Source organism: Ureibacillus sp. 179-F W5.1 NHS (genome assembly GCF_045369345.1).
GTDB classification, from domain to species: Bacteria; Bacillota; Bacilli; order Bacillales_A; family Planococcaceae; genus Ureibacillus; species Ureibacillus halotolerans.
Genome location: NZ_JBIQFG010000056.1, coordinates 1 through 13889, shown reverse-complemented (window position 1 = coordinate 13889; position 13889 = coordinate 1). Strand labels below are relative to the sequence as shown.

Below are 13889 nucleotides of genomic sequence, written 5' to 3'. Positions count from 1 at the left end.
CGCGTTTAAGAACAAACAAAAGTACAGAAGAAAAAACTCGAGAAGTGGGAGGACCGAGGAAAACAAGGAATCAAGGAGGCCCGAAGCGCAGTGTGACTCGTTACATGAGCATCGGACTGACGCAGATGACGCAGTTTTCCGATGTGTCATCGCGCTTCGCAGAAAGCGTCGATGGTAGTTGAGGGGTGCCCCTGTGAGAGTAGGACGTTGCTAGGCAAATAGTGACCATTGAATTTCAGTAAGCCCCCAAAGTTCAGTACGTTTATAAAAATGATAGGTAAATAAATTGAGTCTTAATAAAAACTTAGAAACAGGCACTAATAATAATAAGTGGAAATTAAAAGAGGAAAATTTACCGAAACTTAGTTGAATTCGTTTACATTAAAAAGTGATAGAAAAAAGTATATTTAAAAAAGTGATCTATAGAATTCTGTATCGTTACTTAATAAATTTCGAAGTTAAGTAAATAATAATCAAGGTTGGTTCATTATTTTAAAATGGGAGTATAAATAATCGGAATAATCTTTCTTTTTAGAGAATCTTGACACTTACAATTCATGTTGATAATCTTACAATTAATATTCTTTAAGAACTAGGAGGCATTTACGAAATGTGGGAAACGAAATTTGCCAAAGAAGGCTTAACATTTGATGATGTTTTATTAGTACCAGCACATTCAGAAGTATTACCAAAATCTGTGGACTTATCAGTACAACTTACTCCAAAGATCAAACTGAATATTCCAATTGTAAGTGCAGGTATGGATACTGTTACTGAATCAAAAATGGCTATTGCAATGGCTCGCCAAGGTGGAATCGGAATTATTCATAAAAATATGAGTATTGAAGAACAAGCTGAAGAAGTTGAAAAAGTTAAGCGATCTGAAAATGGCGTAATTACGAACCCGTTCTTTTTAACGCCAGAACATCAAGTATATGATGCAGAGCATTTAATGGGTAAATATCGCATTTCGGGTGTGCCAATTGTAAAAAATGAGGAAGATTTAACATTAGTAGGTATCATTACAAACCGTGACTTACGTTTTATTTCTGATTACTCATTAAAAATTGAAGATGTTATGACGAAAGCAGAGCTTATTACAGCTCCTGTTGGTACAACATTAGAAGAAGCTGGAAAAATTCTTCAACAATATAAAATTGAGAAATTACCAATTGTTGATGAGGATGGTAAATTAACAGGTCTTATTACAATTAAAGACATTGAAAAAGTTATTGAATTTCCAAATGCAGCTAAAGATAATTTAGGAAGATTATTAGTCGGTGCTGCTGTTGGTGTATCAAAAGATACAATGCCACGTATTGCAAAACTGGTAGAAGCTCAAGTGGATATTGTAGTAATTGATACAGCACACGGACATTCACAAGGCGTAATTGAAACGGTAAAACAAATTCGTGAAGCATACCCAGAATTAGAAATCATTGCCGGTAACGTTGCAACTGGAGAAGCTACACGCGCATTATTTGAAGCTGGTGCAGACGTTGTAAAAGTTGGTATTGGACCTGGTTCAATATGTACTACTCGTGTAGTAGCGGGTGTTGGGGTACCTCAAATTACTGCTGTTTATGATTGTGCTACTGTTGCTCGTGAAATGGGTAAAACAATAATAGCAGATGGTGGAATTAAATATTCAGGTGATATCGTAAAAGCACTTGCTGCAGGTGGACATGTTGTAATGCTTGGTTCTTTACTAGCAGGTACTTCAGAATCTCCTGGTGAAACGGAAATCTTCCAAGGTCGCCGTTTTAAAGTTTATCGTGGTATGGGTTCATTATCAGCAATGGAAAAAGGTTCTAAAGATCGTTATTTCCAAGAAGACGCGAAAAAATTAGTTCCTGAAGGTATTGAAGGTCGTCTTCCTTATAAAGGACCATTAGCAGATACGATCCATCAATTAGTTGGTGGTATTCGTGCAGGTATGGGATATTGTGGAGCGCCTAACTTAGAATATTTACGAGAAAAATCACAGTTTATTCGTATGACTGGAGCAGGACTTCGGGAATCTCATCCCCATGATGTTCAGATTACAAAAGAAGCTCCAAACTATTCTATTCAATAAATGGAACCTAAGTACTTTATTAACGTCTATGGTAGATGTTAATAAAGTGCTTTTTTATTTAAACGTAATATTTTTCTTGCACTTTCTATGATAAAATGACGAAAGTAGATTAAAAAATTTAATGGAGGTATTTTTTTGTGAGAACATCTAAGAAAACATCTTGGGTTAGCCTAATGATGATTCCACTTCTGTTAATCAGCATGTTTGTTATGTCACCAAGTAATGCAAGTGCTGAAACAGATTTAGGTATAAATGTATCTGCTGCGATATTAATCGATGCTGAAACAGGAAAAATATTATATGAAGAAAACGCTGATCAACCTTTAGGAATTGCGAGTATGTCAAAAATGATGACAGAGTATATTCTTTTAGATGCGGTTAAAGAAGGCAAGATTTCTTGGGATCAGCAGTACCATGTTAATGAGTATACATATAAAATGTCACAAGATCGTGCATTAAGTAATGTACCGTTAAGAGAAGATGGTACTTATACAATTAAGGAACTTTATGAAGCAATGGCAATTTACTCAGCCAATGCAGCAACGGCAGCAATAGCTGAAACGATTGCTGGATCTGAAACTGAGTTTATCAAATTGATGAACGAAAAAGCTGAAGAAATCGGTTTAGAAGACTATAAATTTGTTAACTCTACTGGATTAAATAATTCGGATTTATTTGGTATGCATCCAGAAGGTACAAAAGCTGAAGATGAAAACGTTATGCCAGCAAAATCAGTGGCAAAATTAGCCTATCATCTATTAAAGGATCATCCGGAAGTTTTAGAAACATCTAGTATTCCAAAAAAATACTTCCGTGAAGGCACAGATGACCAAATTGAAATGGAAAACTGGAACTGGATGTTAAAAGGCTTAGTAAGCCAATATGAAGGCGTAGACGGCCTTAAAACGGGTTCTACACCTTTTGCTGGACAATGTTTCACAGGAACGGCAGAACGTAATGGGACACGTTTAATAGCAGTGGTTATGAATGCTGTAGATGCAAAGGGAAATGAATCACGTTTAGCACGTTTTGATGCTGCGAAAAAATTATTTGATTATGGTTTCGGACAATTTAAAAAAGAAGAGATTGTTCCTGCTAACTATCAATTTAAAGGCAACGAAACAATTGATGTAACTAAAGGAAAAGAAGATAAAGTAGAAATAGCTGTTGAAGAACCAATTTCTTTCATGGTTAAAACAAATGAAAAAGATTTATATGTCCCTAAAGTCGTTTTAGATCAAAAATCAATTGAAGCGGATGTGAAAAAAGGGACTGTCGTTGGTAAAGTTGTAATTGAACGAACTGAAGGAACGGATTACGGATTTATCGATGGGGAAAGTTATTCTACAAATGTAGTAACAACGAGTAACGTAGAACGTGCAGGAGTCATTTCATTATTCTTCCAAGGAGTAGGTAGCTTCTTCGGGAATATTTGGGATGGTATTTCTGGATTCGTTGGTGGATTATTTTAATTAATGTTGCAACAAATAAAGCTGTTCTGTAAGCAAAAGCTTATAGGACAGCTTTTTTATATTTAGCGATAGCTATTCACAATCTTTTTTTTCTTGGACAAAATAAGTTTGCCCAAAGTCTTCATAAGCTAGTAGGTGAAGGAGCGTGATAAAGTGTGCGGCATTACAGGTTGGATTGATTTTACAAGGTCGATAAAGAACAGTGAAGAGATTGTTAAAGGAATGACGGAAACGTTAAATAAGAGAGGACCTGATGATGGCAATGTATGGTGCAGCACACATGCTCTACTAGGGCATCGTCGTTTAGCTGTTATTGATTTAATTGGTGGTAAACAACCAATGACGAAGATACACCAAAATGCATCCTATGTCATCGTGTATAATGGAGAACTTTATAATACGGATGAGATTCGCCAAGAATTATTAAAAAGAGGGTACACTTTTTCAACATCTTCAGATACAGAAGTGTTGTTAGCCTCTTTTATTGAATGGAAAGAGCAGTGTGTGGATTATTTAAATGGAATCTATGCTTTTGCTGTATGGGACGAACAACAAGAAACGTTATATGCTTTTAGGGATCGTCTAGGTGTAAAACCTTTCTTTTATTCTTTAAGTGAAGGTTCTTTTTTATTTGGATCTGAAATTAAAGCAATACTTGCCCACCCATCGATAACGCCTCAAATTGATCGACAAGGTTTAGCAGCTCTACTGAGCATCGGGCCTTCTCGTGTACCTGGTAATGGAGTATATAAAGGAATTGAGGAATTAGAGCCAGGGCATGCTTTAACATTTTCAAAAGAAGGTTTAAAGAAATGGCGTTATTGGAATGTAAAAAGTCAAAAGCACGAACAGTCCTTTGAAGAAACCGTAGAGCACGTACGTTTTTTAGTAACAGATGCAATTAAACGTCAGCTAGTTTCTGATGTCCCACTTTGTACATTTTTATCCGGCGGGTTGGATTCCAGTATTATTACTGCTATTGCTGCGAATACGTACAATGAAGAAGGGCGTACTCTCCATACGTATTCCATTGATTATGAAGGAAACGAACAATTTTTTGAAAAAAATGATTTCCAAACCTCTATGGATAGCTATTGGATAAATAAAATGACGGAAACTTTCCATACGAAACATTTTGATATAATTCTTTCTCAAAAGGATTTAGTAGATAAGTTAGAAGAAGCAATGTTAATACGTGACTTACCAGGTATGGTGGATATTGATAGTTCACTTTTACTCGCTTGCCGCGTTATTAAAGAAAATTTTACAGTAGCTTTATCAGGAGAATGTGCCGATGAAGTATTTGGTGGATATCCGTGGTTCCATAAAGATTATGACCAGTTCCCATGGATTCGTTCCATCGATGAAAGGGAAGGATTTTTACGAAAAGAATGGCAGTCGAAACTACAATTAAAGGAATTTATGAAACATGCCTTTGAAGAAACAGTAAAAGATTCTCCAACACTTGAGGGGGAAAATCCAAAAGAAGCGAAACAAAGACAACTATTTTATTTAAATATGCGTTATTTTATGCAAACATTATTGGAACGAAAAGATCGGATGAGTATGGGTGGAAGTTTAGAGGTTCGAGTCCCATTTGCAGACCATCGAATCGTAGAATACGTCTGGAATATTCCTTGGGAAATGAAAAACGTGGGAAATATGGAGAAAGGACTGTTACGAAAAGCGGTTGAAGGTCTGTTACCAGAAGAAGTATTATATCGGAAAAAGAATCCATATCCGAAGACGTATCACCCTGCTTATACAGAGGGAGTGAAAGAACTATTAAATAGTCTTCTTCAAAGGAAAGAGTCGATTCTACATGAATTGTTTGAAAAGGAACAATTGGAACAACTCGTACTTTCTGGTGGTGCTTCATTTAAAGTACCATGGTTTGGACAATTAATGGCAGGTCCCCAATTACTAGCCTACTTAATTCAAATCGATCGCTGGTTTGAACATTATAATATTCAATTAATCGACCAATAAAAGAGGGAGTCTCATTAGGAGACTCCCTCTTATTTCATTTTTTTCGAATACCCCAACAAGCCATTAATTGATGGATGGCTGGCTCAATATCAACTAAGTCAATCCCACCAAAACCAAGTAAAAAGGTAGGACGCTCGTATTTAATTGGTTTTAATAAATAATCCGATACAGGGTAAACAGCAATATTCAGTTCATTGGCTTGTTGCTTTAGTTCTTGTTCAGTTTTTTCTAATGGGACAGATATTAAAACATGCATGCCGGCTTGGTCTCCTGTAATAGTAATTTCAGGATAAAAGGTTTCGAAAGTGTTCGTAAGTTTATCATGTTTTTTTCTATAAATTTTGCGCATACGATTTAAATGTTTTGCAAAATGACCGTCTTTCATAAAGTTTGCTAAAATATGTTGATCAAATCTAGGAACAGTTGCGGAATAATCGCTAAATATTTGTTTATAGGCTGTCAAAAGAGTAGAAGGTAATACAAAATAAGCAACACGTAATGAAGGCATTAATGATTTTGTAAAGGTACTCATATAAATTACTTTTTCATTTTTATCCATTCCTTGCAGAGCTGGAATCGGTTTTCCAATATAACGAAATTCACTATCATAATCATCTTCAATAATATATCGATTTGTCCCTTTGACAGCAGCCCATTTCAGTAGTTGTGTTCTTCGAGCAGCTGATAGCACTGCCCCAGTAGGGAACTGGTGAGATGGTGTGATATAAACAATGTTAGCGTCGGTTTTCTCCAACTCATCTACGATTAAACCGTCTTCGTCAACGGGAATAGGAATTGCATTATTTTGTAAATGGATTCGAGGTATTGCCGAATATCCTGGGTTTTCTAGAGCAAATTTTGAACTATCTTCAAGTAAGCGCAAAATCATTGGAAGTAATTGTTCTGTCCCTGATCCAATGACGATTTGTTCCGGATTACAAATAATCCCTCGAGATTGGTATAAATAATTTGCTATTTCAAATCGTAATTCATATTCACCTTGAGGTTCCCCAACTTGTAAATATTCCTTTGAAGTATTGTCAAAAAGTTCTTTTGCGTATTTTCTCCATAGGGTAAAGGGAAAGGACTCGGTATCTATTTTCCCTGGATGGAAATCATATTGATATTTTTTAGTGATTCGCGTTTCGATGGTTACTTTAGACTGTTCTTTTTCAACATAAGGAAGCGTATCAATCTCTTCTACAAAAAAACCTACCCGTGGTTTCGAAGTAATATAACCTTCAGCAAGTAATTGTCCATAGGCGATTTCAATCGTCGTTTGACTAATATTTAAAAAATCGGCAAGCTTCCGTTTAGAAGGTAATTTTGTCCCGACGTCAATTTGTTTTGTAATAATTGCATTTTTCATTCCAATATAAAGCTGTTCATACAAAGGTTTAGAACTATTTTTTTCTAGTTCAAATATGAGCATATCCAACTGCCCCACCCCTAACTGACCTTGTTATATTTTGTAATATTGACTCTTTTTATATGGTCAATATTGATTATACTAAAAATCAATAAAGCAGGGGAGGTTTTTTAAAATGAAATTAGTTGGAACAGAACGAGTAAAACGTGGAATGGCAGAAATGCAAAAGGGTGGCGTTATTATGGACGTCATTAATGCCGAACAAGCAAAAATTGCAGAGGCTGCAGGTGCCGTTGCAGTTATGGCATTAGAAAGAGTACCATCAGATATTCGTAAAGCGGGAGGAGTAGCCCGTATGGCGGATCCTCGAATCGTTGAAGAAGTGATGAATGCTGTAACAATCCCTGTTATGGCAAAGGCGCGAATTGGCCATATTGTGGAAGCTAGAGTGTTAGAAGCGATGGGTGTTGATTATATTGATGAGAGTGAAGTATTAACACCGGCCGATGAAGAATTCCATTTATTAAAAAGTGATTATACTGTGCCGTTTGTATGCGGTTGCCGTGACCTTGGGGAGGCAGCCCGTCGCATTGGAGAAGGGGCATCGATGCTACGTACTAAAGGTGAACCAGGTACAGGAAATATTGTTGAGGCCGTTCGTCATATGCGTAAAGTGAATGCGCAAGTACGTCGGGTAGTTGGAATGAGTACAGATGAATTAATGACTGAAGCAAAGTTATTAGGTGCACCTTTTGAAGTGCTCGTTGAAATTAAAAAACTAGGACGCCTACCTGTAGTCAATTTTGCTGCCGGTGGAATTGCGACACCAGCAGATGCTGCACTCATGATGGAACTAGGAGCAGATGGCGTATTTGTAGGTTCTGGTATTTTCAAATCGGAAAACCCTGAGAAGTTTGCCCGTGCTATTGTGGAAGCAACAACTCATTATAAAGACTATAAATTAATTGCAGAAATTTCTAAAGAGCTGGGTACACCAATGAAAGGAATTGATATTGCGACACTGTCTGATAGTGAACGAATGCAGGAGCGTGGATGGTAATGTGGAGAATAGGAGTATTAGCCTTACAAGGTGCCGTTAGAGAACATATTGATCAAATTGAAAAGCTTGGTTGTGAGCCAGTCCTTGTCAAAAGTGTAGAAGATTTAAAAGATCTTAATGGACTAATTTTACCTGGTGGAGAAAGTACAACAATAAGAAAACTATTAGATCGATATGAACTGTTGAATCCGATTCGAACATTGGCCCAAAACGGATTGCCTATATTCGGAACGTGTGCAGGTTTAATCTTATTAGCTGACGAAATAGTTGGATACGAATCGCCCCATTTAGGTTTAATGGATGTAGTTGTTGAGCGAAATTCTTATGGGAGACAAGTAGATAGTTTCGAGGTAGAGTTATCAATAAAAGATATTGGTGAAGATATTCCAGCAGTTTTTATTCGTGCTCCCCATATTGTGTCAGTAGGAAAAGAAGTAGAAGTATTAGCGAAACAAGATGAACGGATCGTACTTGCCCGTGATCGCCATTTTTTAGGCTGTTCCTTTCATCCAGAATTAACAGAAGATGTTCGTATTCTGAAATATTTTGTGGAAATGATTAAACAATGTCATAACACTTCTCTTGCAAAATTGAATAGCATATAGTACTCTATGGTTAAATTTATCTTTCATTAAAATGTTTTAATGGGGAACACTATAGTCAATAAATATATGTTAACATCGATGATAGGAAGTAGTAACAAGCACGTTTTTTCTAGAGAGTCAGCGGCTGGTGGAAGCTGATAAAAACCCTTGTGAATCCGTCCTTGAGTTGCCGAGCTGAATTAGCAGTAGGTTCTGGCCGGTTGAAAAGCCGTTATGAGATAAGTGGATTAGATAGATGGTTTGTCTAGTCAATTAGGGTGGCAACGCGGGTAGCTCTCGTCCCTTTTTAGGGATGAGGGCTTTTTTATGTTTTTATTGCTCTAGCAAAGTAAAGTGACAGGGGTGCAATGGTAGTACTTTTATAAATCAAAAAATGGAGGAATCAACATGTTAGATATTAGACGTGTCCGTGAAAATTATGAGGAAGTAAAAAAAATTCTTCTTACTCGTAATGAAGATTTAGGGAATTTCGATGAGTTTGAGGAATTAGATGGAAGACGCCGGGATTTAATTGCGAAAACGGAAGTATTAAAAGCAGAACGCAACAAAGTATCAGAACAAATTTCAATTATGAAACGAAACAAAGAAAATGCAGATGAAGTAATCGCCCGCATGCGTGAAGTTGGAGAAGAAATTAAACAACTTGATAACGAACTGCGTGAAGTGGAAGAAAAATTTGAATACATGATGATGCGTTTACCGAACATTCCCCACGAATCAGTTCCTGTAGGGGAAACAGAAGACGATAATATTGAAGTATTAAAGTGGGGTGAATTGCCAAACTTTAATTTTGAAGCCAAACCCCACTGGGATTTAGCTACAGACCTGCAAATTGTAGATTTTGAACGTGCTGGAAAAGTAACGGGTAGCCGTTTTGTATTTTACCGTGGATTAGGGGCTCGCTTAGAAAGGGCTTTAATGAGCTTTATGATGGATTTACATGCAGAAGAACATGGGTATGAAGAAATGTTACCACCTGTAATTGTGAATCGAGATAGCTTAACTGGAACGGGACAATTACCGAAATTTGAGGAAGACGTATTCAAATTAGTGGATACGGACTACTTTATGATTCCAACAGCTGAAGTACCTGTGACAAACTTCTTCCGCGATGAAATTATCGATGGAGAAATTTTACCGAAGGGCTTTGCAGCATATAGCTCTTGTTTCCGTTCTGAAGCAGGATCTGCCGGTCGTGATACTCGCGGTTTAATTCGCCAACATCAATTTAATAAAGTGGAGTTAGTTCGTTTTGTTAAACCTGAAGATTCTTATGATGAATTAGAAAAACTTACAGGGCATGCTGAAAAAGTGCTTCAATTATTAGGATTACCTTATCGAAAATTATTAATGTGTACAGCAGATCTTGGCTTTACAGCTGCAAAAAAATATGACTTGGAAGTATGGATGCCAACTCAAAATATGTACCGTGAAATTTCTTCTTGTTCTAACTTTGAAGACTTCCAAGCTCGTCGCGCAAACATTCGTTTCCGTCGTGAACAAGGAGCAAAACCAGAATATGTTCATACATTAAACGGTTCAGGTTTAGCAATTGGCCGTACAGTAGCAGCCATTTTAGAAAATTACCAACAAGAAGATGGAAGTGTCGTAATACCGGAAGTACTTCGACCTTATATGGGTGGTAAAGAAGTAATTGCCCCTAATAAATAAACTGTAAAAAGAGTAGCAAATTTTTTGCTACTCTTTTTTTGCATTGATTATGTATGGACTAGTGTGCAATCCCCACCATTACATAGAAGATACTTTCCTAGTAACTCAGTAAAGAAGGTCTTATTTTACGAGCCGTTTTTAGATTGTTCAGAGCTGTAACATATATATTTTTTCTTCATTTTATAATGGCTACAAGCTGAGCCTAATTCGTCATATATTTCTTTTCCAACTATTAAATTAATATTTCTATTTTCAAATTCGTTATAATTTGTAATGGAAAGTATATTCCCATCTAGCCAAGTTAATCGGACATTTCCTTTTGCATCACTAAAATAAACTGTTCGCTCGATATTATCTTCTAAATGAAAAATAACATTAACAAACATATTTACCCCGCCTGCAGCCCCACCATAATTTTGATAGTAAACTTGAGCGGAATAGGAACCATCTGGAGACGTAATAGCTTTTCCATCTTTTTCACCATCAAACTGGGTAAAGTCATAGGTGAAATAATTGGTAATGAAATAAATAAAACATAGGGCGATACATATTACCAGCCATTTTACTACTTTACACATATGAAAGCCCCCTTTGTAGAAGGAAACGTAATACGATACACTTTGTTCCAATTTAATAAAAAAATGCATATTGCCAAAGAAGCAATATGCATAGTGAAAGTTATTTTTTTATTAAAATAATAGGAATCCGACACTTATAATTATCCCAGTAAAAATTAGAACGAATAGGCAAAAGCCCATAATATCTTTTGCCTTTAACCCTGCAATTGCTAAGGCAGGCAAAGCCCAAAATGGCTGAATCATATTTGTCCAAGCATCGCCCCATGCAATGGCCATGGCAGTTTTTGCATAATCTGCCCCCATTGTCTGAGCTGCTTCTAGCATGATGGGAGCTTGTACGGCCCACTGACCTCCGCCTGATGGAACAAAGAAGTTCACTAGTCCAGCAGAATAGAAAGTAAATAAATAAAAAGTAACGTCATTCGAAATGTTAATAAACCATTCCGAAAACACAATGGCTAAACCAGAAGCGGTCATCATGCCCATAATTCCTGCATAAAAAGGGAATTGAAATACAATCCCTGTCGTTGTTTTAATCGCTTGCTGTGCAGCTGCTAAAAAACGTTGAGGAGTACCGTGGAAAATGATACCTAAAATAATAAAAATCGTGTTCACAACATTTAAATCCAATGAAAAGCCTTTTGTTACAAAATGATAAATTAAATATGAAAGCCCTATAAGTCCAATTAAAATCGTTAAAAATGTACTTCTTTCCGTCCATGAAGCAAAGGTTTTTTCGGCAGGAGGAAATGATTGCGTCTCTTCCTCTAATAATGCTGGATCCACTTCAACTACATCTTCCTCTTTCGGCATCATCCAGCGATTGAAGAACGGTAAAGTTAGACCAATTGTAAGAACAATAAATAAATTATAAGGTGTGAATATTGTACCGGAAGTAGGGACTACCCCCATTAATTCCGAAAAAGGATGCCCATCTGTTGCGATAGAAAGGGGAATCGAACCAGCTAAGCCCCCATGCCAAATAACAAATCCAGAGTATGCGCTAGCAATTAATAAACGATAATCCACTTTTTTAACTTGTCTTGCAATTTCCTTTGCAAATAAAGCACCTATGACTAGTCCGAAACCCCAGTTAATCCAACATCCAATTAACGAGATAAATGTAACGACAATAATAGCTATACTTGGTTTCTTAATTTTACTAGCCATAGAGGATAAAAACTTTTTAAATAATGGACTGTTAGCTAGAATATGACCTGCAGCTAATACAATGACCATTTGCATTGTGAAGGACAGTAAACCCCAAAATCCATCTCCCCAATAGATGACCATATCCAATGGAGAACTATCGGTTAATCCAACTCCGAGTAACAAAACTAATACTGTTAAAATCGCTACGAAAATATAAGGATCTGGTAAATACTTTTCCATAATCGTATTAGAAATTTTCGTTAATGTTTTCAACTCTCTACCTTCTCCTTTCTTATAAATTCATAAAATACTTTAAAAAAGTATTTTTCACTGCATCATATGAAATAAAATCGGCATTTATTTCATATTTAAAAAATAGTTGGATCGTTGGAAAAACATACAGAGAAATACTCCTTTTATTAGAATTTTCTAATGTTATTGAAATTAAATAAGTTGTCCTTTAGAGGAATGTTTTATAATAAAGGTGGGCGTATTGAATAGGTATATATAAATAAAGGTGAAGGAGTAAAATGAATGGAACATTTAATTTATAAAAACTTAAAGAAAATTGAACTGTCTGGTATCCGGAAGTTTACGAATATGTTGGTGGATTATCCAAATGCCATTAATTTAACAATCGGTCAGCCAGACTTTCCGACACCACAGCATGTGAAGGATAAAGCAAAATGGGCAATTGACCAAAACTTCACATCGTATACTCCTAATGCAGGGATACCCGAATTACGAAAAGCAATTTCTCAATTTTATGAAAATCAATATGGATTAACATACAATCCACTAGATGAAATTATCGTAACTCACGGAGCATCGGGTGCATTGACGATTGCTTTACGAACGATTTTAGAGGAAGGTTGTGAAGTGATTTTATCAGCCCCTGCATACCCAGGATATATACCACTTATTGAATTATGTGGGGCAATACCAGTATGTGTTGATACAGCAGATACAGATTTTGTTTTAACCGCTGAACGAATCCAACAACATTTAACAGATAAAACGAGATGTATTATCCTTCCTTCACCATGCAATCCAGTGGGTACGATTATTGAAGGGGAAGAATTACAAAAAATTGCTTCTTTATTAAAGGATAAGGAAATCTTTGTTATATCAGATGAAATATATAGTGAATTAATTTATGAAAAATCTCATCAATCTATTGCTGCCTATGAAGGAATGCGTGAAAAAACGATTGTTATAAATGGTGTGTCCAAATCCCATTCTATGACGGGGTGGCGAATAGGCTATACCCTTGCACCAAGCTATTTAACAAAAGAAATGACTAAATTAAATGGTTATTACATTAGTTGTGCGACAAGTATAAGCCAATATGCGGCTCTAGAAGCGTTAACAGCTGGTTTAAATGATCCTGTTGAAATGAAAAAGGAGTATAAAGAACGTCGTGATTATGTGTATAATCGCCTTGTTGGGATGGGAATGGATGTAGTAAAACCAAATGGTGCCTTTTATATTTTCCCGTCCATTAAACACACTAAAATGAGTTCTTTTGACTTTTGTATCGACTTATTAAAGGAGCAGGAACTAGCGACGGTACCAGGGAGTGCTTTTTCTTCCTTTGGTGAAGGTTATATTCGTCTTTCCTTTGCGCAGCCATTAGAAGTTTTAAAAGAGGGTATGGATCGATTAGAGAAATTTTTAGGAAAGTTTTAATAAGAAAAAGAGGCTGGGACATAACTAGCTTCAAATAGTGAGAAAGGTGAATTTGAGGAAACTCAAATTCACCTTTCTCTATTTTGGTGTGTAAATTCTTTTTTTCTTTAGTTAATGGCCGTGAATTTTCTTAAATTCACAGCCATTAACGCGAGGCCCATTTCGTTTTCTACCTTCGATTTTCCTCGTACAGAAAATCGAGTGAAACGCAAATTAGCCTTCAAGAA

General features: G+C 36.3%; 11 protein-coding genes and 1 other annotated feature. Of the genes, 8 read left to right on the top strand and 3 right to left on the bottom strand.

The features are described 5' to 3' along the window. From ACH0B5_RS16455 to asnB, 4 genes are all read left to right on the top strand, one after another. On the top strand, positions 1 to 182 hold a 182-nt coding region (locus ACH0B5_RS16455), incomplete at its 5' end, for a hypothetical protein (protein WP_406928147.1). A 428-nt stretch (positions 183 to 610) separates the two neighbouring features. Further along, entirely contained in the window at positions 611 to 2077 is a 1467-nt protein-coding gene (gene guaB, locus ACH0B5_RS16450; RefSeq protein ID WP_122973504.1) for an IMP dehydrogenase, read from the top strand. Positions 2078 to 2250: 173 nt separating this feature from the next. Continuing rightward, complete coding sequence (locus ACH0B5_RS16445) at positions 2251 to 3549, top strand: D-alanyl-D-alanine carboxypeptidase family protein (RefSeq protein ID WP_148037837.1); 1299 nt, start codon at positions 2251 to 2253, stop codon at positions 3547 to 3549. Between the two features lie 153 nt (positions 3550 to 3702). After that, positions 3703 to 5538, top strand: coding sequence for an asparagine synthase (glutamine-hydrolyzing) (asnB, locus tag ACH0B5_RS16440; protein ID WP_122973502.1), 1836 nt, complete (start codon positions 3703 to 3705; stop codon positions 5536 to 5538). A gap of 34 nt (positions 5539 to 5572) precedes the next feature. Here the strand turns inward: asnB and pdxR are convergent, their stop codons facing one another. Further along, entirely contained in the window at positions 5573 to 6976 is a 1404-nt protein-coding gene (pdxR, locus tag ACH0B5_RS16435; protein WP_174232715.1) for a MocR-like pyridoxine biosynthesis transcription factor PdxR, read from the bottom strand. Positions 6977 to 7082: 106 nt separating this feature from the next. Here pdxR and pdxS point away from each other — a divergent pair, with 106 nt between their 5' ends. From pdxS to serS, 3 genes are all read left to right on the top strand, one after another. Further along, entirely contained in the window at positions 7083 to 7967 is an 885-nt protein-coding gene (pdxS, locus tag ACH0B5_RS16430) for a pyridoxal 5'-phosphate synthase lyase subunit PdxS (RefSeq protein ID WP_122973501.1), read from the top strand. Next, positions 7967 to 8572, top strand: coding sequence for a pyridoxal 5'-phosphate synthase glutaminase subunit PdxT (gene pdxT, locus ACH0B5_RS16425; RefSeq protein WP_122973500.1), 606 nt, complete (start codon positions 7967 to 7969; stop codon positions 8570 to 8572). Before pdxS ends, pdxT begins: the two co-directional genes overlap by 1 nt. 69 nt (positions 8573 to 8641) lie before the next feature. Then, positions 8642 to 8859 (top strand) — a binding site (T-box leader). 100 nt (positions 8860 to 8959) lie between these two features. Next, positions 8960 to 10243: a serine--tRNA ligase gene (gene serS / locus ACH0B5_RS16420; protein ID WP_122973499.1), complete on the top strand. Its 1284-nt coding sequence runs from the start codon at positions 8960 to 8962 to the stop codon at positions 10241 to 10243. Between the two features lie 125 nt (positions 10244 to 10368). On the opposite strand, the gene ACH0B5_RS16415 is transcribed toward serS, so the two are convergent. Next, a complete protein-coding gene (locus tag ACH0B5_RS16415; protein ID WP_122973498.1) occupies positions 10369 to 10821 on the bottom strand; it encodes a DUF5412 family protein in 453 nt (150 codons plus the stop codon). 111 nt (positions 10822 to 10932) lie between these two features. Then, complete coding sequence (locus ACH0B5_RS16410) at positions 10933 to 12246, bottom strand: short-chain fatty acid transporter (protein WP_122973497.1); 1314 nt, start codon at positions 12244 to 12246, stop codon at positions 10933 to 10935. A gap of 261 nt (positions 12247 to 12507) precedes the next feature. Between ACH0B5_RS16410 and ACH0B5_RS16405 the strand changes: the two genes are divergently transcribed. Further along, positions 12508 to 13662, top strand: coding sequence for an aminotransferase A (locus ACH0B5_RS16405; protein ID WP_406928146.1), 1155 nt, complete (start codon positions 12508 to 12510; stop codon positions 13660 to 13662). Positions 13663 to 13889 lie beyond the last annotated feature (227 nt).